At 68.6% G+C, this 22749-nt stretch carries 13 protein-coding genes; 7 read left to right on the forward strand and 6 right to left on the reverse strand.

Going from position 1 to position 22749, the window contains the following annotated elements; translation table 11 throughout:
• Positions 1 to 211: 211 nt before the first annotated feature.
• The gene (gene ppc / locus AC3ANK_RS17315) at positions 212 to 2953 is read right to left on the reverse strand and encodes a phosphoenolpyruvate carboxylase (RefSeq protein WP_484171567.1); all 2742 of its coding nucleotides are present in this window, start codon (positions 2951 to 2953) and stop codon (positions 212 to 214) included.
• Between the two features lie 145 nt (positions 2954 to 3098).
• Here ppc and AC3ANK_RS17320 point away from each other — a divergent pair, with 145 nt between their 5' ends.
• Positions 3099 to 4757, forward strand: a complete 1659-nt coding sequence (locus AC3ANK_RS17320; protein WP_206862365.1) for a tetratricopeptide repeat protein — start codon at positions 3099 to 3101, stop codon at positions 4755 to 4757.
• Positions 4758 to 4900: 143 nt separating this feature from the next.
• Here AC3ANK_RS17320 and AC3ANK_RS17325 read toward each other — a convergent pair whose 3' ends face one another.
• Positions 4901 to 6265: a glutamate--cysteine ligase gene (locus AC3ANK_RS17325; RefSeq protein ID WP_206862366.1), complete on the reverse strand. Its 1365-nt coding sequence runs from the start codon at positions 6263 to 6265 to the stop codon at positions 4901 to 4903.
• A 223-nt stretch (positions 6266 to 6488) separates the two neighbouring features.
• On the opposite strand from AC3ANK_RS17325, the gene AC3ANK_RS17330 reads away from it, so the two are divergent.
• Complete coding sequence (locus AC3ANK_RS17330) at positions 6489 to 7541, forward strand: LacI family DNA-binding transcriptional regulator (protein ID WP_206862367.1); 1053 nt, start codon at positions 6489 to 6491, stop codon at positions 7539 to 7541.
• Positions 7542 to 7604: 63 nt separating this feature from the next.
• Here the strand turns inward: AC3ANK_RS17330 and AC3ANK_RS17335 are convergent, their stop codons facing one another.
• The 3 genes from AC3ANK_RS17335 to AC3ANK_RS17345 form a co-directional block, all read right to left on the reverse strand.
• The gene (locus AC3ANK_RS17335; protein ID WP_242525335.1) at positions 7605 to 9236 is read right to left on the reverse strand and encodes an alpha-amylase family glycosyl hydrolase; all 1632 of its coding nucleotides are present in this window, start codon (positions 9234 to 9236) and stop codon (positions 7605 to 7607) included.
• Positions 9237 to 9301: 65 nt separating this feature from the next.
• Positions 9302 to 10792 carry an MFS transporter gene (locus AC3ANK_RS17340; RefSeq protein ID WP_484171568.1) on the reverse strand — a complete coding sequence of 497 codons (1491 nt, stop codon included), beginning with the start codon at positions 10790 to 10792 and terminating at the stop codon, positions 9302 to 9304.
• Positions 10789 to 13059 carry a glucosidase family protein gene (locus AC3ANK_RS17345; RefSeq protein WP_242525310.1) on the reverse strand — a complete coding sequence of 757 codons (2271 nt, stop codon included), beginning with the start codon at positions 13057 to 13059 and terminating at the stop codon, positions 10789 to 10791. Before AC3ANK_RS17345 ends, AC3ANK_RS17340 begins: the two co-directional genes overlap by 4 nt.
• Before the next feature lie 226 nt (positions 13060 to 13285).
• Between AC3ANK_RS17345 and AC3ANK_RS17350 the strand changes: the two genes are divergently transcribed.
• The 3 genes from AC3ANK_RS17350 to AC3ANK_RS17360 all read left to right on the forward strand — a co-directional run bounded on the left by AC3ANK_RS17350 (position 13286) and on the right by AC3ANK_RS17360 (position 19788).
• A complete protein-coding gene (locus tag AC3ANK_RS17350) occupies positions 13286 to 14923 on the forward strand; it encodes an alpha-glucosidase family protein (RefSeq protein ID WP_206862370.1) in 1638 nt (545 codons plus the stop codon).
• A 31-nt stretch (positions 14924 to 14954) separates the two neighbouring features.
• Entirely contained in the window at positions 14955 to 16736 is a 1782-nt protein-coding gene (locus AC3ANK_RS17355; RefSeq protein WP_484171569.1) for an alpha/beta hydrolase-fold protein, read from the forward strand.
• 280 nt (positions 16737 to 17016) lie between these two features.
• Positions 17017 to 19788 carry a TonB-dependent receptor gene (locus AC3ANK_RS17360; RefSeq protein WP_206862372.1) on the forward strand — a complete coding sequence of 924 codons (2772 nt, stop codon included), beginning with the start codon at positions 17017 to 17019 and terminating at the stop codon, positions 19786 to 19788.
• 431 nt (positions 19789 to 20219) lie between these two features.
• Here AC3ANK_RS17360 and yihA read toward each other — a convergent pair whose 3' ends face one another.
• Complete coding sequence (gene yihA / locus AC3ANK_RS17365) at positions 20220 to 20834, reverse strand: ribosome biogenesis GTP-binding protein YihA/YsxC (RefSeq protein ID WP_206862373.1); 615 nt, start codon at positions 20832 to 20834, stop codon at positions 20220 to 20222.
• Positions 20835 to 21040: 206 nt separating this feature from the next.
• On the opposite strand from yihA, the gene AC3ANK_RS17370 reads away from it, so the two are divergent.
• On the forward strand, positions 21041 to 21889 hold the full coding sequence (locus AC3ANK_RS17370; protein ID WP_206862374.1) for a c-type cytochrome: 849 nt from the start codon (positions 21041 to 21043) through the stop codon (positions 21887 to 21889).
• Positions 21890 to 22008: 119 nt separating this feature from the next.
• The gene (locus AC3ANK_RS17375; RefSeq protein WP_206862375.1) at positions 22009 to 22659 is read left to right on the forward strand and encodes a thiol:disulfide interchange protein DsbA/DsbL; all 651 of its coding nucleotides are present in this window, start codon (positions 22009 to 22011) and stop codon (positions 22657 to 22659) included.
• Positions 22660 to 22749 lie beyond the last annotated feature (90 nt).

Raw genomic sequence — 22749 nt, forward strand, 5'->3', positions numbered from 1 at the left:
GCGGGAGCGGGACGCGTGAAACGGCGCGGGTGTACCTGAATGGTTCAGGTCGTGCGCGACGCCTGCGCTGTTGTAGCCCGGGCAAGCGAAGCGCACCCGGGTTGGAAAGGCGACCACGTCCCCGGGTGCGCTTCGCTTACCCCCGGGCTACAAAAGAGTCGTCTTCCAGGGGACATCGCCCATCGACATCGGATGAGTCGCGCAGCGCGACTCATCCGGTGTTCTGTATCCCCGCCGAAATCCCGTTCACCGTCGCCACCAGCGCCTGGTACAGCGCGTCGTCCGGTCGCCCCGCCTCGCGCCACCGCGCCAGCAGGTCCACCTGCAGCAGGCTGATCGGATCCACGTACGGATTGCGCAACCGGATCGACTGCCGCAGCCGGTAATCGCCCGCCAGCAGCTCGCCGCTGCCCTTGATCGCCAGCACCGCGTCGCGGGTGCGTTCGAACTCCTCCGCGATGCCCGGATGGAACCGCGCGTGCAGCTCGCCGGCCAGCAGCGAGTAACGCTCGAAAATGCCCGGATCGGATTTGGCGAGCATCATTTCCAGGTCGTCGATCAAGGTGCCGAAGAACGGCCAGTCCTGCGCCATCTCGGCCAGCGTGTCGCGGCCGTGCGTGTCCAGCGCGCGCTGCAGCGCGGTGCCGACGCCGTACCACGCGGTCAGCCCGGCGCGATTCTGCGACCACGCGAACACCCACGGGATCGCACGCAGCGAACCGACGTCGCCGGAGCCCGCGCGCTTGCTCGGACGCGAGCCGATGCGCAACCGTTCGATCACGTCGATCGGCGTGGCGGCACGGAAATACGCGGGAAAGTCAGAGTTCTCGTGCACCAGCGCGCGGTAGTGCGCGCGCGCGTCGCGCGAGAGTTCGCCGGCGATCTCGCGCCAGCGAGCTTCGCGCGGCTCCGGCGGACGCGGGCGCAACGTCGCGCGCAGCACGGCGCCGGTCGCCTGTTCGAGGTTGCGCAACGCGATCGCGCGGATGCCGTACTTGCGATGGATCACCTCGCCCTGCTCGGTCAGACGCAGGTAGCCGTCGACCGAACCGCGCGGCGCGGCGATCACCGCGCGCTCGGTCTTGCCGCCGCCGCGGCTGATCGAACCGCCGCGGCCGTGGAAGAACGCGATGCGCACGCCGCTTTCGCGCGCGAGCTCGGCCAGCGCGATCTGGGTGCGCTGCAACGCCCAGCGCGAGGCGAGCATGCCGCCGTCCTTCGCGCTGTCGGAATAGCCGAGCATCACCACCTGGCGGTTCCCGCGCGCGGCCAGGTGCGCGCGGTACACCGGATCGGCGAACAACGCGCGCAGCGTTTCGCTTGCCGCATCGAGGTCGTCCACGGTTTCGAACAGCGGTGCGACGTCGAGCGGCACGCGGCCATCGCCGTCGACGCAACCGGCCACGCGCGCGAGCGCCAGCACGGCGAGAGCGTCGGCCGCACTGCGGCTCATGCTGACGATGTACGGCCCGAACGCCTGCGCGCCGTAGCGCGGCCGCAGTCGCGCGACCGCGCGGAACACGTCCAGCGTCGGGCGCGCGCTGCCGTTGCCTACGCCGCGCACCGGTTCGCTGCCGTCGAGCAGGCGATGCAGGCGTTGCGCGCGTTCCTCGCGCGAACGCGTTTCCCATTCCGCATCGCCGAGCACTTCGGCGAGCGCCGCGTCGTGCGTCGCCGAATCCTGGCGAAGGTCCAGGCTCGCCAGGTGGAAGCCGAAGCATTCCACGCGACGCCGCAAACGCCGCACCGCATGGCCGCCGGCGTGTTCGCCATGGTGCTCGCGCAGGCTGTCTTCGATCATGCGGATGTCGGCGAGGAACGCGGCTGCGTCCGGATAACCGTTGACGTGGTCCTCCGCGGTCGCGCGCAATCGCGCCGCCACCAGCGCGAGCAGGTTGCGGTACGGCATGTCCGCATGGCGCGGCTTCAGCGCGGCGGCCGCCTTGGGCAACAGATAGCGGTATTCCTCGATGCGCGCGAGCACCGCGCCGGCCACGCCGATGCGTTCCAGCGACTGGCTCAGCAGTTCGCCCAGCGCCGCGACTTCCTGCCGGTACGCACGAAGCACCAGCGAGCGCTGGCCGGCGAGCGTCGCGGCGATGGTGTCGGCACCGACATTCGGATTGCCGTCCATGTCGCCACCGACCCAGGTGCCGAAGCCGATCACGGTCGGCATCGCGACGTGTTCGCCGTACGTTTCGCGCAGCGCGTCCTCGAACAGTTCGTAGAACACCGGCAGCACGCGATAGAGCACGTCGGACAGGTAGAAGCCGACGTGCTCGAACTCGTCGGCGACGCTGGGCTTCACCGGCGGCGTCTCGGCCGTCTGCCAGCTCGTGGTGAGCGCCAATCGCATGCGTTCCAGGTCCGCGCGATGTTCGTACGGCGTGCGCGTGCGGTCGATGTCGTCGATCAGGCAGGTGACGATCTGGCGCTCCTTCTCCAGCAGCGCGCGACGCACGGCTTCGGTCGGATGCGCGGTGAACACCGGCTCGATGCGCAACCGCTGCAGCAGTTCGACCATTTCCTCCAGGCTGACGCCCTGGGCGGCGAGCGTCGCCAGCACGTCGCGCAGGCCGCCGGGCTGGCGGTTCGCGCCCTGGCGTTCGTAATCGCGCCGACGACGGATGCGGTGCACGCGCTCGGCGACGTTCACCGCCTGGAAGTAGGTGGCGAACGCGCGCACCAGATCGCCGGCGTGTTCGAGATCGACCCCGCCCAGCGCCTGCGCGAGTTCGGACACTGGTGCGTTCGATTCGCGGCGGCGGATCGCCGCGCGGCGCAGGTTCTCCACTTCGGCGAGGAACTGCGGGCCGCGCTGCTCGGCGAGGATGTCGCCGACGAGCGCGCCGACGGTTTTCACGTCCTCGCGCAGCAGGGCGTCGTGCGGGGCGAACTCGACGACGCGGAGGGGGTCGTTGGCGGACTCGGCGGGCGGCGGTTGTCGGGTCATCCGGCGAGCCTACCGCACTGCAACATGGGGTGGCGCGACGGTTGCGGGTGCAACGGTTCGTGGGGCGGGGAAGGAGCGGAAGCGTGACCGTCCCTGCTGGCGCGGCACGTTGTTCTTCCTGATATCCCCCGCGCCGGAGTGCGCCATGACGCCGCTGATCCGCCTGTCCAGCCTCGCCCTCGCCTGCCTCGCCCTCGCCGCGTGTCCCACGGTGCCGAAGGAGGACGCGGCGCAGCAGGGCAACGCGCCGCCGCTGTTCGACACCTTCGGCGAGCTGCATCGCGACATCGCCACGAAGGTGCCCGGGGCGCAGCGCTATTTCGACCAGGGCCTGCGGCTGGCCTACGGCTTCAACCATGAGGCCGCCGCGCGCGCCTTCGCCGAGGCCGAACGCCTGGATCCCACCTGCGCGATGTGCGTGTGGGGCCAGGCGCTGGTGCTGGGGCCGAACATCAACCTGCCGATGTCGCCCGATCTCGCGGCCGACGCGACCACGCTCGCCCTGCGCGCGCAGCAGTTGTCGAAGAACGCGACGCCCGCCGATCAGGCGCTGATCGCCGCGCTGGTCGAACGTTACGTCACGCCCGCGCCGGAGGACCGCAAGCCGCTCGACGAAGCCTACGCGAAGGCGATGGCCGACGCGCACCGCCGGTTCCCCGGCGACGACGACATCGCCACGCTCTACGCCGAATCGCTGATGGACCTGACGCCGTGGGCGTACTGGAACGCGCAGGGCCAGCCGACGCAGTACACCGACACGCTGCTGGCGACGCTGGAAGGCGTGCTCGAACGCAACCCGCGCCACATCGGCGCGGTGCACTACTACATCCACGCGGTGGAAGCCTCCAACGAGCCGCAGCGCGCCGAGCCCTACGCCGACCGCCTGGCCGCGCTCGCGCCCGGCTCGGGCCACCTGGTGCACATGCCGGCGCACGTCTACATCCGCGTGGGCCGCTATCACGACGCGACCTTGAGCAACCTCGCCGCGAGCACCGCCGACAAGGCGTTCCTGGCGGTGTGTCGCGGCAGCAATGGCGCGTATCCGCTGGGTTACGTACCGCACAACTGGCATTTCGCGGCGATGACCGCGGCGCTGCACGGCTCGCGCACACTCGCGCTCGAAGCCGCCGACCAGACCGCGCAGCGCGTGGACGCCCAGCAACTGGAAGCGATGAACTTCATGCAGCAGTTCATCGTCGCGCCGCTGTTCGCGCGCGTGCGGTTCGGCGAGTGGCAGCAGATCCTCGACGCGGAGGCGCCGCCGTCGGACGTGCCGTATCCGAAGGCGATCTGGCACTTCGCGCGCGGCATGGCGCTGGTGCGCACCGGCAAGCCCGGCGACGCGAAGAAGGAGCTCAAGGCGCTGCAGGCGATCGCGCAGGATCCGGCGATGGAGAAGGTGGTGCTGTGGGATATCAATCGCGCCGACCGCGTGCTGGACGTGGCGCAGCACATGCTCGCGGGCGAGATCGCGCTGGCGACGAAGCAGACGAAATCGGGACTGGCATCGTTGCGGAAGGCGGTCGCCGCCGAGGATCTGCTCAACTACAACGAGCCGCCGGACTGGCCGCTGCCGGTGCGCCCGTTCCTCGGCGCGGCGCTGCTCGATGCGGGGCAGGCGAAGGAAGCCGTCGCGGTGTACGAGGCGGACCTCAAGCGCTTCCCGGAGAACGGCTGGTCGCTGTACGGCCTGGCGCAGGCGCAGCGCAAGCTAAAGCTCAAGGACGCCGCCGCGGACACCGAGCGCCGGCACGCGGCGGCGTGGCAGTGGGCGGATACGAAGCTGGTGGCGTCGCGGTTCTGAGGGGCGTCGACGTCACCTCGGCCGTCGACCCGGGTGCGCTGCGCCTACTCGGGCTACAAACGCCCGGGCCTCACGGGCGATCGCAGCTGTTGTAGCCCGGGTGAGGCGAAGCCGCACCCGGGGGCTTTCGCCGACGCCGAACCTCAGTACGCGAACTCGCGGAACACCCGGTCGATATCGCCTTGCCACGGCCCGCGATACAGGTCGAGCTTGCGTTCCGCCGGGGTGATGCCGGCTTCGGCGAACTCCATCATCGGATCGAGGAACACCGTCTCGTCCGCGCCATTCGGATTCAGGCGCGCGCGACGACGCAAACCGTGCGCGGAAATTTCCAGCGCGCGGCGTGCGAGGTCGAGCACGGTGCCGTTGCGGAACGGCAGCTTCAACGCATGCGCCGGAACGCCGTCGCGCAACGCGTGGCGTTCGGCGAGGGTGAAGTCCTTCACCAGATCCCACGCCGCATCCAGCGCCGTCTCGTCGTACAGCAACCCGACCCAGAACGCCGGCAGCGCGCAGATGCGGTTCCATGGGCCGGAGTCGGCGCCGCGCATCTCCAGATACTTCTTCAGGCGGACTTCGGGGAAGGCGGTGGTGCTGTGGTCGGCCCAGTCGCGCAGCACGGGACGATGGCCCGGATACGCCGGCAGCCTGCCGTCGAGGAAATCGCGGAACGACTGCCCGGATGCGTCGATGTACCGCCCGTCGCGGTAGACGAAGTACATCGGCACGTCGAGCAGGTAATCGACGTAGCGTTCGAACCCGAAGCCGTCCTCGAACACGAAGTCGAGCAGGCCGGTGCGATCGGCGTCGGTGTCGGTCCAGATGTGCGAGCGGTAGCTGAGGTATCCGTTCGGCTTGCCTTCCAGGAACGGCGAATCGGCGAACAGCGCGGTCGCGATCGGCTGCAGCGCGAGCGAGACCCGGAACTTCTTCACCATGTCGGCCTCGGAGCCGACGTCGAGGTTGACCTGCACCGTGCAGGTGCGGGTCATCATGTCCAGGCCGAGCGAGCCGACCTTCGGCATGTATTCGCGCATGATCTTGTAGCGGCCCTTGGGCATCCAGGGCATGTCCTCGCGCCGCCACTTGGGCTGGAAACCGACCCCGAGGAAGCCCAGCCCCATCGGTTCGGCGACGGTGCGCACCTCGCGCAGGTGGCTGTTGGTTTCCGAACAGGTCTGGTGCAGGTTCTCCAGCGGCGCGCCGGACAGTTCCAGCTGGCCGGCCGGCTCCAGCGACACCGAGGCCGAATCGCGCGTAAGCGCGATGACACGGTCGTGCTCGGTCACCGGCGTCCAGCCGAAGCGGGTCAGCCCCTTGAGCAGCGCCTCGATCCCGCGCTCGCCGTCGAAGGCCGGCGGACGCAGGTCGGAGATCTGGAAGCCGAACTTCTCGTGCTCGGTGCCGATGCGCCAGTCCTCCCGCGGCCGGATGCCGGAGCTGAGGAACTCGACGAGCTGGGCCCGATCCTCGATCGGAACATCCTTGACCTGGCTGGGACCGGACACACGCACCTCTGGAAGAAAGAAAACCCCGCTGGACCGGTCCATCTGGACGCCCGGACTGTGCAGGTGATCACGCCAGTGTATCGACAGGGCGTGAATGGACCTATCGCCGACGGTGCAACGCAGTAATCCGCTTCGTGCCCTCCGGCTCCGCCGGGCGAGCGTCGAAGCGCCCGATGCCGCACTGCGGCAAGCCTTTGCGTACAAGGGCTTACATACTGCCGGAATGTCGCAAGTGCATTACCTCGGTCGCAGCAAGAAGACCAAGATCACCTCGCTGGACATCGCCCATCGCGCGGGCGTGTCGCAGGCGACCGTGTCGCGCGTGCTGCGTGGCAGTCCGCTGGTCAACGCCGAGACGCGCCGCCGCGTCGAGGACGCCGTCCGCGAACTCAACTACAAGGTCGACCGCCACGCGTCGAGCCTGCGCACGCAGCGCTCGGGCACGCTGGCCCTGCTGCTGTTCGAGGATCCGACCCCGGACGAGTCGCACATCAACCCGTTCTTCCTGTCGATGGTCGGTTCGATCACCCGCGCCTGCGCGCGCGAGGGACAGGACCTGCTGGTCTCGTTCCAGCAGCTCTCCGACGACTGGCACGCCGACTACGAGGACAGCATGAAGGCCGACGGCCTGATCCTGCTGGGCTACGGCGACTACCTGGCCTACCAGGGCAAGCTGGAGAAACTGGTCGCGCAGGGCACGCGGTTCGTGCGCTGGGGCGCGGTGCTGCCGGACCAGCCGGGGCTGTCGATCGGCTGCGACAACGTCAACGGCGGACGCCTCGCCGGCGAGCACCTGGTCGGCCTCGGCCGACGCCGCATCGCCTTCCTCGGCGGCGCATCGAGTCATTGCCCGGAATTCTTCGACCGCTTTCGCGGCTGCGACGCCGCCCTGCGCGATGCCGGCGGCGCGATGGAGGCGATCCTCCAGGTCGATGCGGAAAGCTCCGAGGAAGACGGCTACGCCGCGGCGCGCGAACTGCTGGCGCGCGGTGGCGCGTTCGATGCGGTGTTCGCGGCGAGCGACCTCATCGCCATCGGCGCGATGCGCGCGCTGACCGAAGCCGGGCTGCGCGTGCCCGAGGACATCGCCGTCGTCGGCTTCGACGACATCCCGATGGCCCGCTTCACCAGCCCGCCGCTGACCACCGTGTTCCAGGACACCAAGCGCGCGGGCGAACTGCTGGTGGAAACGCTGCTGCGGCAGGTCGCGGGGGAGCAGACGCGTTCGATCACGCTGCCGACGTCGCTGGTGGTGCGCCGGTCGAGCGGAGCCTGAGCCCCTGAAACCGGCGGAGAGGCACGAGAAACGAGTACTCGTTCCTCTCCACTCGTTCCTCGCTTATTCCGGCCGCCTCGCGGCCATCAACCGGTCCAGCCCAGCCTTCAGTTCCGGCTGCGTCACGGCAGCGTCGAGCACGAACACCTCCACGCCATGCGCCGGCACCGTGGCCTCGATCGAACCGCCGCGACGCACCTTCGTTTCGCCACCCGCGATCGCCGCGCGCCACGTGCCCGGCTGCAGCCACCGCTCCACCTCGAACGTCGCCGCCGCATCGCCCTTGTTGAGCAGCACCAGCGCGATCTGCGAAACGCCCCCGTGCTGGATCACGCGATAGAACGCCGCGCGGTCGCCCTTCAGTTCGACGTTCAGCTGCAACCCGCGCTGCAGCGCAGGCGTCCGCGCACGGACATGCGCGATGCGCGAGAGGTTGCGATGGATCGCGTGCGACGGCGCGGCGGCGATGCGCTCCGCGCCGAAGTAGTTGCGGTTGCCGTCATGCTCGGGCTTGCCGCGCATGAAGCCGATTTCCGAGCCGTAGTACACGACCGGAATGCCGCGCGCGGTGAACAGCCAGTTGTGCGCGTCGATGAAGCCTTCGTCGCTCGCATCGAGACGCGCCATGTCGTGGTTGTCGTAGAACGTCGCCAGTTCGTACGGATTCGCGTACGGCCCGCCGTCGAGATACAGCCGCCCGGCCAGTTCCTCGAAACCCGCGCGCTCGCGGCCGAACACCTTCTCCAGCCCCTGCTTCAGCGGGAAATCCAGCACGCTCACGTTCGCGTTCCGTGCCCAGGTGTGCTCGGCGATCTTCTTCGCGTCGTATTCGAACGCCTCGCCGAACATGAACATCCCCGGCTTCTGCCTGCGCATGCGCGCGACGAACTCATGCCAGAACGGATGCGGCAGCCAGCCGATCGTGTCGATGCGGAACGCATCCGCGCCCTGCCCGATCCACTGCGCGTAGGCGCCGGCGAGATACTCCATCACTTCGGGGTTGTTCTCGTTGAAATCCGACAGCTCCGCCAGGCCGCCGGACGTGTTGTAGAACCGGTGCAGCGGATTGTTCTTCGGGTCGAGCTTGCCCGGCGGGAGATTCTGGTGATCGGCGACGAGCTTGCCGTCGCGATCGAACACCTGCCCGTACTTCGGCTGCGGCGTCGGCATCGAGTACGCGGGCGAGCCGTGGTTGCCGACGATGTCGAGCACCAGCTTCATGTCCTGCCCGTGCACGGCATCGGCGAGCGCCTTGAAATCCAGGCCCTTGCTCGGCAGGTGTTCGTCGAGCTGGTAGAAATTCACGCCCCAGTAGCCGTGGTAGCCGGTCTTGCCACCGTCGGTCAGGAAACCGCCCTTCCGCGCCGGCTTTCCGCCGGTGAACGCCTCGTCCGGGTTGTCGACGATCGGCGTGATCCACAGCGCGGTGAAACCCATGCCGCGGATGTAGTCGAGGTGATCGACGATGCCCTTGAAGTCGCCGCCGAGGTAACCGATGTTGTCGCCGGCGTCGCTGCCGGGCGTGGGACGATCGAACGTGCGCGTCGCGTCGTTCGGTCCGCCCTGATCGCGATGATCGTTGGACGCATCGCCATTGACGAAGCGATCGGTGACGACGAAGTACACCGCTTCCTTCGCGAACGGCTCGAGCGTTCCGTAATACTCCGGCGACTGCGCGGCGTGCGCGTTCGGCATCGAAGCGGCGAGCGCGAGCGCGCTCGCAAGGAGGGACACGTTCGGACGCATGCTTGCTGGGCTCCTCAATGGACGGTGGTCGCGGCGGCGACGACGCGCGGTTCCTGCACGCGCAGCACGCACAGGCCGGCGACGACCAGGCTGATGCCGCCGATGGTCAGCGCCTGGATCGGCGCGCCGCCGAAGAAGTGCCTGAGCAGGAAGCCGAGCAGGCTCGCGGCCACCAGCTGCGGGATGACGATGAAGAAATTGAAGATGCCCATGAACACGCCCATCTTCTCGGCGGGCACGCTGTCGGACAGCAGCGCGTACGGCAGCGAAAGGATCGACGCCCATGCGAAGCCGACGCCGACCATCGACAGCAACAGCCATTGCGGATCACGGATCACGAGGAACGACAGCAATCCCATGCCACCCAGCGTGACGTTCACCAGATGGCTCACGCGCAGGCCGAGGCGCCGCACCATCCACGGAATCGCGATCGCCGCCAGCGCGGCGAAACCGTTGTACGCCGCGAACAGCACGCCGACCCAGTTCGCGCCTTCGTTGTACGCGGCCGACGAGGGATCGGTACTGCCGAAATGCACCTGCGTGACCGCGCCGGTGGTGTAGATCCACATCGCGAACAGGGCGAACCACGAGAAGAACTGCACGACCGCGAGCTTGCGCATTTCCGACGGCATGTCGTGGAGGTCGCCGACGATCTGCGCCAGCGCGCGGTCGCGCCGCAGGCCGCTGGCGACGATCAGCGCAAGGCCGTAGCCCGCGAGCAGGCCGGCGAGGATGTACAGCTGCTTGTCCAGCGCGAATCGCCACACACCGAGCGCACCGACGATACCCGCGATCAGCCATGCGGCGCCGTTGAGTCGCGCGCGTGCGCCGTCGGGTTCGCTGCGCGCGGCGCGCGGTGCGGTGTCCTGCGCGCGCAGCACGTCCGGCGGATATTCGCGCGTGCGCAACACGGTCCAGCCGACCGCGACCAGCAGCACCGCGCCGCCGAAATAGAACGCGTAACGCACGGTGTCCGGCACTTCGCCCGGACCCGCGGTATTGCCCACGCCCATCTTCGCGAGGATCCACGGCAACAGGCTGGCGATCACCGAGCCCACGCCGATGAAGAAGCTCTGCATCGCGTAGCCGCTCGCGCGCTGCGAGGTCGGCAGCTGGTCGCCGACGAACGCGCGGAACGGCTCCATCGAGATGTTGATCGACGCGTCCAGCACCCACAGCAGGCCGGCGGCGATCCACAGCGTCGGCGAGTTCGGCATGAAGAACAGCGCCAGCGTCGCGAGCACGGCACCGACGAGGAAGTACGGACGACGACGGCCCAGGCGCGTCCACGTGCGGTCGGACATGTAGCCGACGATCGGCTGCACGATCAGCCCCGTCAGCGGCGCGGCGATCCACAGCACGGGAATGTCGTCCATGCTCGCGCCGAGCGTCTGGAAAATGCGGCTGACGTTGGCGTTCTGCAGGGCGAATCCGAACTGGATGCCGAGGAAGCCGAAGCACATGTTCCAGATCTGCCAGAACGACAGCTGCGGTTTCGTGCTCATCGTGCGGGCGACTCCTTCAGTGGAACGGCATGCAGCGCGCCGATCGCGGCCTCGTTGAGCGGGCCTTCGGCACCGCCCGCGCCGCCGGTGTAACGGGCGTTGTGGCTCAGGTACGACATGTTGACGCCGTCGCGCAAGGCGAATCGGCAGGACGCGTTGGCGGGCACGCCGATCACGACCGCGTTGGAGCGCTGCTGCGCCGCGCCGTGCGGCATCACCAGCGTGCCGCGCTGTTCATCCATGCCCTCGCATTGCGCGACCAGCGTCTTCACCGCGGCGGTGATGCCGGTGTTGATCGGACCGTGGGTGTTGGTGAAGTCGACACTGAAGGCGTAGCGGCCCGCCGTCGGTGCGCGCCATTGGCGCGGCCATTCGCCGTCGATCGCGAGGTCGGCACCGACGCAGCGGGTGGGCGAATGCAGCGATTCGATGCCGCGCTCCACGCGCGTGAGGCTCATGCACTGCTGCGCGTCGCGCATCGGCAGGTCGATGCTGCGAATTGATGAAGACGCATCCGAACGCAACGTGCCGTCGACGTAAAGGCGCTGGTTCGCGGGAATCCCGATGCGCCAGCTTGTCTCATGTTGTATCAATGCGGGCGCATCCGGCGTCGCCGGCGCGAAGGCCGCCGCGTCCAGGGGCGTCGACTTTTGCCGCACGACGCCGCGCTTCGATACCAATCGAACCGTGTCCCGCGCACCTTCGCGCTCGATGTCGCCGGCGACGAGAAGGTCGCCCTCGATGACAGCGGGCCGCACGAGCACGATCTCCCGCCCCGGCATCCGCAGCGAAATGCGATCGCGCCGACCGAACAGCATCGGCACGACGTCCGCCGGAATCTTCGGCTCGACGCGTCCGTCCGCACCCAGCCCGAACACGCCTTCCATCACCATCTGCAGATGGCCCGCGACGGACCACAGCTGCCGCGGCGAATTGACCACCGGCCCGCTCAGCGCGCCGTCGTCCACGTGCACGGCCTGGGTGACGAGTTCGTAGTTCTCCATGTTCGAACCCGCGAGCGCGGCGCCGCGCATCAGCGAGCGGATCTCGTGCGCGATGCGTCCGGCGTCGTCCAGCTTGCGCGCGGCACGCAGCGAGTACGCGGAGACGAACGGCCAGATCGCGCGGTTGTGATAGATCGCGATGTCCGGCTGCTGCGGCCAGATCACCGGGCTGCCGGAGTCGAGCATCGGATAGGTCGCGAGCGCGCGGCGTGCGCGCGATTCCGGCGCGATGCCGCTGTCGACCAGCAGCGACAGACCGAGCAGATCGTACGCCTCGAACGGAACCGGATGCGCTGCCGTCCCGATGTAGCTCATGTACAGGCCGCGCTCCTCGCGCCAGAAGCGGTGCCCGATCTGCGTCGCGAGCGCCTGCGCCTGGCGCGCGTACCCGTCCGCGCGCGCGTCGCCGCGCTCGCGCGCCATGCGTTCGGCCAACCGCAACGCCTGGTGATGCAGCACGTTGGTCGACAGCGCGAAGGACTGCGCGAGGAACGCGACGTCGTTCGCGGTCCAGCGCGGGTACGACTGCTCGCGCCAGTCCAGGAACGAGGTTTCGCCGCGATACAACCCCATGTCCGCGTCGAAGACGAACTGCCGATCCTGCGCGAGCGTATCGGTCAGCGCCTGCCAGACTTCCTCCTTGAAGCGCGCGGCATCGACGTCGCCCGCCGGCGCATCGAGCAGGCCGCGCGCGGCGAGGAACCACACCACCCGGTCGCTGCTGATCGGCCAGCTGCCGCCGGAACCGGTGTCCTGCACGACGTACGTTCCCCGCGGCGTGCCAGCGCGCAGGTCGGACAGCTTGAAACGCAGCGCGTTGCGCGTGCGCTCCGGGCGCAGTTGCGCGAGCGCGAGGTCCGCCGCGAACGACAGGTCGCGCGTCCACACGTAACGCCACTTCTCGCCGGTTTCGAAGCACGAACAGGGAATCGGTCGTCCGTTGTCGTACGCGCTGTCGGAGATGGATTCGACCTGCGCCCGCGTCAGCTCCTGCTGCGCCAGCGCGAACAGGCCGTCGAACAGTGGGCTGGCGGTGTCGCTGCGCATCGGCTGCGCGGCGATGCGGGTCGCGGCGCCTGTCTTCGGCTGCAACGACCATCCATCGCCATCCGCCTGCATGCGCGCGGTGGCGCCCTGCCATTGGATCGAATCGCGCCACGGGGTGTCGCCGGCCTGCGGCGAACCCGCGGCCAGGGTGAGCGCGATGGCCAGCGCGAGGCGTGGCGAGCGGCGCATCGACGGCGCCGGGCGGGCCTGGTTCATGCAGCATCCCCAACTCGGTGGCCCATGGTAGTCGGCGGGGGCGACAGGGGCTCGCGCTGCATACGTATTCATGGCCGGCGGCGGTCCAGGGCAATGCGCGGCGGGGACGCACCGTGGAATAGTGCACGCCACCGCGCGCCCCGGGCGCGCATCCGGCTCGGCATGCATGTTCGACATGGACGAGACGGCGGGCACACGCGCAGACGGCGTCGGGATGGAAAGGCAGATGGCGGAAGGCAGCAACGCACGAACGGAATGGTGGCGCGGCGCGGTGATCTACCAGATCTACCCGCGCAGCTTCCTGGACACCAACGGCGACGGCGTGGGCGACCTGCCGGGCATCGAGGCGCGGCTGGACTACGTCGCCAGCCTCGGCGTGGACGCGATCTGGATCTCGCCCTTCTTCAAGTCGCCGATGGCCGATTTCGGCTACGACATCGCCGATTACCGCGACGTCGACCCGCTGTTCGGCACGCTCGACGACTTCGACCGTCTGCTCGCGAAGGCGCATTCGCTCGGCATCCGCGTGATGATCGACCAGGTGCTCAGCCACACCTCGATCGAGCACGCGTGGTTCAGGGAAAGCCGCGAGAGCCGCGACAATCCGAAAGCCGACTGGTACGTGTGGGCCGACGCGAAGCCCGATGGCACGCCGCCGAACAACTGGATGTCGCTGTTCGGCGGCGTCGCGTGGCAGTGGGAACCGCGGCGCGGACAGTACTTCCTGCACAACTTCCTCGCCTCGCAGCCCGATCTGAACTTCCACAATCCCGCCGTGCAGCAGGCGACGCTGGACAACGTGAAGTTCTGGCTCGACCGCGGCGTGGACGGCCTGCGCCTGGACGCGATCAACTTCTGCTTCCACGACACGCAGCTGCGCGACAACCCGGCAAAACCGCTGGAACTGCGCACCGGTCGCGGCTTCAGCCCGGACAACCCGTACGCGTTCCAGTATCACTGGTACAACAACACGCAGCCGGAGAACATCCCGTTCCTGGAAGAACTGCGCGCGTTGCTCGATCGTTATCCCGGCGCGACCACGCTCGGCGAGATTTCCTCGGAAGACTCGCTGGCGACGATGGCCGAGTACGTCAACGAACGCCGCCTGCACATGGGCTACAGCTTCGAGCTGCTGACCGACGATTCCAGCGCGGCCTACATCCGCGGCACGGTCGAGAACCTCGAAGCGAAGATGCGCGACGGCTGGCCGTGCTGGGCGATCTCCAACCACGACGTGCAGCGCGCGGTGACGCGCTGGAACGCCGGCGGTGCGTACGACGCCGCGCTCGCGCAGCAGCTCGTCGCGCTGGTGTGCTCGCTGCGCGGTTCGGTGTGCCTGTACCAGGGCGAGGAACTCGGCCTGACCGAAGCGGACGTGCCGTTCGAAGCGCTGCAGGATCCCTACGGCATCACGTTCTGGCCGACCTTCAAGGGCCGCGACGGATGCCGCACGCCGATGCCGTGGAACGGCGAGGCGAACGGCGGCTTCAGCGGCGCGCGCCCGTGGCTGCCGGTGCCGGCCGAACACGGCGAACTCAGCGTCGCCGCGCAGGATGCACGCGCCGATTCGGTGCTCAACGGCGTGCGCCACCTGCTGCGCTGGCGCAAGGCGCATCCGGCGCTGGTGACGGGCGACATCGCCTTCCTCGACGCGGACGAACCGGTGCTCGCGTTCACCCGACGCAGCGGCGGCGAGTCGCTGCTGGTCGTGTTCAACCTCTCGGCGACTCCGCAGAAGTGGGACATACCCACGGCATTCGGAACGGCGACGCCGCTCGCCGACCATGGCCTGCGCGCCGGCGAACTGCACGGGCGCACGCTGCGCCTGCCGCCGCGCGGCGTGTTCTACGCGCGAGTGGGCTGACCACGAACGCGACGCGACGGGAGAACGCAGGATGACCAGCCTCCGGAATCGCAATCGCCTCCTCGCCGTCTGCGTCGCGTGCGCGCTGTCGTTCGCGCAGGCCGCCATGGCGGTGGAGCCGTTGTCGCCCGAACCGGTGCGCGGCGATTTGGTCGTCGAAACGTTCGCGCCCGCCGCCGCCTCCTTCGCGCCCGATGGCATGAAGACCACGGTCTATCTGCCGCCGGATTACGCGGACGGGAAGCGGCGCTATCCCGTGCTGTACGTCAACGACGGGCAGGATCGCGAAGCGGTCCGCCTGCGCGAAACGCTGCAGCAACTGATTGGAAGCGGCGCGATCCGTGCGCCGATCGTCGTCGCCATCGACATGCCGCCCGACCGGATGGGCGCCTACGGGTTGTCCGATCGCAAGGTCGGCGCGAACCTCGTCGCGAAGACGCGCCACGGCGGCATCGGCACGAACGCGCACGCGTATTCCGAATGGCTCGTGCGCACGCTGGTGCCGGCGATCGACGCGCGCTACCGCACGCGCACCACGCCCGACGCGCGCGCGATCCTGGGCTGGTCGCTGGGCGCGCTGAATGCGTTCAACCTGGGCTGGCAGTACCCGGAGATCTTCGGGCGCGTGGGTGCGTTCTCGCCGTCGTTCTGGCCCGCGTCGGACACGACCGACGACGCCAGCATGCAGCGCACGCGCATGGCCCAGCACATGGTCGACGTGAGCGAGCCGCGCAATGGCGCGCGCTGGTTCTTCGCGGTGGGCACGGCGGAGGAAGCGAGCGATCGCGACGGCGACGGCATCGACGACGCCGTGGACGACACGCGCGACATGCTCGAAGGCTGGAACGCCGATGCCGGCGGCACGAAGGGCCTGAAGCAGCTCGGCTACAGCATCAATCCCGACTACGCCACGAAGCCGACGCGCGCCGACGCATCGCTCTACCTGCTGCAGGACGGCCGGCATGAACAGGCCGCATGGGCGCGGATGCTGCCGGTGTTCCTGCGCTGGGCGTACGCGGTGAATGCGCCCGCCGTGCAGGCGACCGGTCGCGTCGACAGCTACCAGGACGTGCCGTCCGCCTTCGTGCCCGCGCGCAATGTCGACGTGTGGCTGCCGCCGTCGTACGCATCGCATCCGCAGCGGCGGTACCCCGTGCTGTACATGCACGATGGCCAGAACCTGTTCGATCCGGCGCTGGCGTATACGGGTATCGACTGGGACGTCGACGGCACGATGGCGAAACTGATCGCCGCCGGCCGCGTGCGCGAGGCGATCGTGGTCGGCATTTCCAACACGCCGCTGCGTGGCAGCGAGTACATGCCGGCGGAGGCCGTGCCGCCTGAACAGCGCGCGCAACTGCTCTCGGACGGCTACCTGCGCTTCATCGTCGAGGAACTGAAACCCGCGATCGACGCGACGTACCGCACGAAGCCCGCACGCGAGGACACGCTGACGATGGGCTCGAGCATGGGCGGCCTGATCTCGGCGTACGCGATGAGCGAGTATCCCGACGTGTTCGGCGCGGCAGGCGGGCTCTCCACCCACTGGCCCGCGAACGACGGCTCGGTCATCGACTACCTGGCCGCGCACCTGCCCGCGCGGCGCACGCATCGCTTCTACTTCGACCACGGCACGGCGACGCTCGACGCGACCTACGCGCCGTACCAGCAGCGCATGGACGCCGTGCTGCGCGAGGCCGGCTGGCGCGAGGGGCGCCAGTTCATGAGCCGCGAATTCGCCGGCGCCGAACACAACGAACGCGCCTGGCGCGATCGCCTCGACGTACCGCTGCAGTTCCTCCTCGGGCGCTGAAGGACCGGCGCGAACCACCGCTCCCGCGCATGCGCGGGCGGTTGCCCCGTGCGCCGGGAAAACGCTTGCACGCGCCTTTCGCCGCTGCCGCGGGCGATGAATACGTATGCAAAGGAATTTGTGCGGCGATGCGCCGAACTACCATCGCCGCTACGTCCTGAGCGGTTTTCTTTTGCCGATTCGGGCGCGGGTTCCGGCGAGCGCGACGTGGTCGCGACGTACGCGGGCCGACACACAACGACTAGAACCCGATTTCAGAATCGAACCAGTGGGAGGGGAGATGCAACTCAAGCGCAATCTGCTGAGCGTGGCGCTCGCATCGGCAACGATGCTCGTCGCCGCCGGCGCGCAGGCACAGGTCGCCACGCAGGCGCCGGAAGGCGAGCCGTCGCGGACCGATGAAACCAGGACGCTCGACTCGGTCGTCGTCACCGGCATCCGCGCCGGCATCGAGACCTCGATCGACACCAAGAAGGAATCGACGTCCATCGTCGAAGCGGTGTCCGCCGAGGACATCGGCAAGCTGCCCGACGTGAGCATCGCCGAATCCATCGCCCGACTGCCCGGCCTGTCCGCGCAGCGCGTGGGCGGTCGCGCGCAGGTGATCAGCGTGCGCGGCCTCTCGCCGGACTTCGCCACCACGCTGCTCAACGGCCGCGAGATGGTCTCCACCGGCGACAACCGCAGCGTCGAGTTCGACCAGTATCCCGCCGAGCTGATGAGCGGCGTGACCGTGTACAAGACGCCCGATGCCGGCCTCGTCGGCCAGGGCCTGTCGGGCACGATCGACATGCGCACCGTGCGTCCGCTGGACTACGACAAGCCGGTGATCGCGGTGAGTGGCCGCTACCAGCGCAATTCGCTGGGCGACGCCGCCAACGCCGACGGCGACGGCAATCGCATCAACGCCAGCTACATCGGCCAGTTCATGGATCGCACGCTGGGCTTCTCGATCGGTTATTCGCATACCGAACTGCCGATCCAGGAGAACCAGGTCGGCCTGTACGAGCCGTGGAGCGCGACGACCGGCCCGGACGGCGACCGCTTCCGCAACGGCGTGCCGGAAGGCACGTTCTTCGCCGACGGCATCAAGGCGCTGCGCCGCACCGGCGAGATCGAGCGCGACGCGGTGATGGCGACGCTGCAGTACCGTCCGTCGAACGACTGGACCAGCACGCTCGACCTGTTCCACACGCAGGCCGACCAGGAAGACACGGCGAACCAGTTCGAGGTGAACCTGTCGGGTTACAACGGCGGCTTCGATCCGGTGCCGGTGATGGTCAATCCGCAGGTGAACAGCGACGGCACGTTCACCGGCGGCACGGCGATGAACGTCTATCCGCTGGTGCGCGGCATGTACCGCAAGCGCGAGGACAAGATCGACGCGTTCGGCTGGGCGAACGACTTCAACGTGGGCCTGGCGCGCGTGAAGGCCGACATCGGCTGGTCGCGCGCCGAGCGCGAGGAACTGCTGCTGGAGAACAACACGCAGCAGATCCCGAGGCCGCAGCTCGACAACCTCGGCCTTGCGTACAACAGCAACGGCTTCTCGTGGCTGGTGCCGGGTCGCGACTACTCCAATCCGGAAACGCTGTTCCTCACCAACACGATCTACGGCTCCGGCTACGGCAAGGTGCCGCGCGTGGAGGACGAGCTGAAGACCTACACGCTGGCGGCCTCGCTGCCGGCGCCGCAGTTCGCGAGCGGTTTCCTGTCCGACATCGACGTCGGCCTGAACTACGCCGACCGCGAGAAGCAGAAGACCCAGCCGGAAGGCAACATCAACCTCGGCGCGCAGGGCGACATCGCGATCGGACGCGACCTGCAGTACGGACTGGTGAACCTCGGCTTCGCGGGCATGGGCTACATCCCGGCGTGGAACGTGCCGGGCGCCGTCGCGCGCTACATGAGCTTCGAGCCGGTCGACAACCTGTCGTACCTGATCCCGAAGGCGTGGACGGTCGACGAGAAGCTCACCACCGGCTACATCAAGGCGAACATCGACACCGAGTGGGGTTCGGTCGGCGTGCGCGGCAATGTGGGCGTGCAGATCCAGCACGCGGACCAGTCCTCGCGCGCGAATTTCTTCGACTCCACGCAGCCGGCAGGCAACGAGGTGCAGCCGTACGAGAACGGCAAGACCTACACCGACTACCTGCCGAGCATGAACCTGGCGTTCCTGTTCCCGCACGACCAGACGCTGCGTTTCGCGCTGGCTCGCCAGGTCGCGCGTCCGCGCGTGGACCAGCTGCGTGCGTCGCTGGAATTCGGCGTGGATACCGCCACCGGTCGCCCGGGCGCGAGCGGCGGCAATCCGGAACTGGATCCGTGGCGCGCCAACGCGTTCGACGTCTCGTACGAGAAGTACTTCGGCACCAAGGCGTACGTCGCGGCGGCGTACTTCTACAAGGACCTGCGCAGCTACATCTACACGCAGACCAACGACAGCTTCGACTTCTCGTCGTTCGTGGCCGATTACGTGCCGCCGGAAGGTTCGCCGCCGGCGCAGACGACCGGCAACTTCACCGCGCCGTACAACGGACAGGGCGGGAAGCTGCAGGGCATCGAGCTGAGCGCGTCGATTCCGCTGGACATGCTGTGGGCGCCGCTGGAAGGCTTCGGCATCGTCGCCAGCGCGAGCTTCAACGACAGCGACATCGAGATCCTCGATCCGGAAAGCGCGAGCAGCGTGGGCACCGATCCGATCAGCCTGCCGGGCCTGTCGGACGAGGTGTACAACTTCACCGCGTACTACGAGCGCGCGGGCTTCGAGGCGCGCGTGAGCCAGCGCAAGCGTTCGGACTTCATCGGCGAGATCGGCAACTTCGACGGCAACCGCACGCTGCGCTACGTGGTGGGCGAGGACCAGCTGGACGCGCAGGTGAGCTACACGTTCGGTGAGGCGAGCTCGCTCGCGGGCCTGACGCTGCTGTTCGAGGCGAGCAACCTGACCAACTCGCCGTACCAGACGTATGCGGGCACGAAGGATCGTCCGCTGGAATACATCGAGTGGGGCCGCACCTACCTGGTCGGCGTGAACTACAAGTTCTAGGCCGCCTCCCGCGGTGCTTGCGACCCCCGCCGATGCGAGTCGGCGGGGGTTTGTTTTTTGGGGCGCCTCTGCTCCCCGGTGCCGGAACCACGTCATCCCGGTGAAGGCCGGGATCCAGGCCCGCAACACTCGGGCACTCCGTTACCGGCGAACCAGATCACCGTCATTCCAGCGAAAGCCGGAACCCATTTGCCGTGGTTGTTGTCTTTGTAGCTCGGGTAAGCGAAGCGCACCCGGGGCGCGATCGCTCCTCCAACCCGGGTGCGCTTCGCTTACCCGGGCTACAAGAGCTTTTTGCCGTTGCTGTTCTCGAACAGCCCATCGCGCCCCCAAGGGAGCCGCCCAGGATGTGCGTCAGTGAGCGCTGGGCAAATGGGGCCCAGCCTCCGCTGGAATGACGCTGAGGTGTATCACCGCCGGAAACGCAACCGCTACAACCCCAGCCACCCCGCCACGACCGCCCGCGCCTCGTCCACGCCCTGCTTCGACTCGCCCGAGAACGCCTGCACGCTGACCGTGTTGCCGAACGCGCTGAACAGTTCCTTCTTCACCGCCAGAAGCGCCTGCGACTGCTGCCCGCGACCGAGCTTGTCCGCCTTGGTCAGCAGCGCATGCGCCGGAAGGCCGCGCTCGACCGCGTAGCCGAGCATCTGGCGGTCGTATTCCTTGAGCGGATGGCGGATGTCCATCACCACCACCAGGCCCTTCAGCGCCTCGCGCGTGCGGAAGTACTGGTCGATGAAGGCCTGCCAGTGCGCCTGCAGGTCCTGCGGGACCTTCGCGTAGCCGTAGCCGGGCAGGTCGACGAGGTAACGCGGCGGGTCCATCTCGGGCGGCGTCATGTCGAAGAACACCAGTTGCTGCGTGCGCCCGGGCGTCTTGGATACCCGGGCGAGCGCGTTCTGCTGGCACAGCGCGTTGAGCGCGCTGGACTTGCCCGCGTTGGAGCGGCCGGCGAAGGCGACCTCGAAGCCGCCATCGGGCGGGAGCTGCTTGTGCGTGTGCGCCGACAGCAGGTAGCGGGCGCGGACGAAGGGATTGGCCATCGCACAAGGATCGCACGGGCGACGCGCGAAGCCGCCGCAAGCCCGCGCCAACGACGCGAAATCGGGCCGCGGTCCCGCCAAACCGCGGACTGCGGCCGGTTTCGGCACGGCGTGCGCGTTGACCGCCCCCGGAGCGCCGACGATAATTCCGCGGTTCCGGCGTCCGCCCGGCGGTTCGCCTCATCTGTGTTTCGGAGCCCAGCTACATGAGCCAAGCCCGCGTCCTCGGCATCGTCGGCATCGTCGCACTCGCGGCCGCCGCCGTCGCCTATGCCCAGACCACCGTCACCCCGGTTCCGAACAACGCGCCGGTCGAGCAGGCACCGCTGAACACCGCGCCGGAAAAGACCGTGTGGGGCGATGCGAAGGCCGGCGCGACCAAGGCCGGCACCTGCGCCGCGTGCCATGGCCTGGACGGCAACCCGACCGATCCGCAGTACCCGCGCCTGGCCGGCCAGAGCGAGCGCTACATCGCGCACCAGATCGCGCTGTTCAAGACCGGCGAGCGCAACACCGGCATGGCCGCGGTGATGAAGCCCTTCGCCGACGCGCTGTCGGCCCAGGACGCGCGCGACGTCGGCGCGTACTTCGCCACGCAGAAGGCCGGCGCCGGCGTCGCCGACGACACCGCCGTGGCCACCGGCCCGAACGCCGGCAAGAAGTACTTCGAGATCGGCCAGCAGCTGTTCCGCTCGGGCGACGCGGCGCGCGGCATCCCGGCGTGCATGGCGTGCCACGGCCCGGACGGCGCCGGCAACCCCGGTCCGGCCTACCCGCACATCGCCGGCCAGCAGGCGCCGTACACACAGCGCCGCCTGGAGGAATACCGCGCCGGCACGACCGTGCAGCGCGACGCGCACCTGTTCAACATCATGGCCGCCGTCGCCAAGCAGCTGACCGACGAGGAAATCGGTTCGCTGTCGAGCTACCTGCAGGGCCTGCACCCGAGCCGCGACGACGTGGCCGTCGCCACCGCACCGGCCGCGCCGGCAGCCGCGCCGGCTCCGGCTCCGGCACCCACGGAGCAGCCGGCCGAGCCGGCGACCGGTTCCTGAGCCGGTGAACTTCCGCCGGTGACCGTGGTCCCAGGCGGTACTCCAGAGTTGTCTGTTGCGCCGGCCGTGGCTACACGGTCGGCGCTTTCGTTTCCGGCCCCACCTTTTCGAGAACGCCGATGACCCGCCGACCGCTGCTCCGCTCGCTCGTCCTGCTCGCCCTGCTCCCGCTCGCCGCGCTCGCGGCCACGCCGCAGGCCGCCCTGGTCGAAGGCACCGATTACGAAGTGATCGAAGGCGGCACGCCGTTCGCGCCGGTGAAGGGCAAGGTCGAGGTAGTCGAGGTGTTCGGCTACACCTGCATCCACTGCGCGCAATTCCAGCCGAAGGTCTCGGCCTGGGCCCGGAAGAACGCCTCGACGGTGAACTTCATTCCGATGGCGGCGCCGTTCGGCGGCTCCTGGCAGCCGTACGCGCAGGCCTACTACGCCGCGCAGGTGCTGGGCGTGGCCGGGACGACCCATGAGGCGATGTTCCAGGCCCTGCACACCGACGGCACGCTGCCGCTGCGCAACGCCACGCCGGGCGAGATCGCGCCGTTCTACGCGCGCTACGGCGTGGATCCCGCGAAGTTCCAGGCCGCCTACGACGGCGTCGACGTCGCCCAGCGGGTCGAGAAGGCCGGGCAGTTCATCCGCCGCAGCGGCGTGGAAGGCACGCCGACGCTGGTGGTCAACGGGCGTTATCGCGTCATCGGCCATGACTTCGACGACGTGCTGCGCATCGCCGACCAGCTCGTCGCGCGTGAACACGAGGGCAAGACGCGCTGAGCCGTGTGTCGCCGGCCGCGCGTGGCCGGTATTCTTGCCTGTGCCCTGCCGGCCCGACATCGCGCCGGCCCATGCTTTCCCGACCTTTGC

It is taken from the genome of Lysobacter sp. SCRH-1R (genome assembly GCF_057747855.1).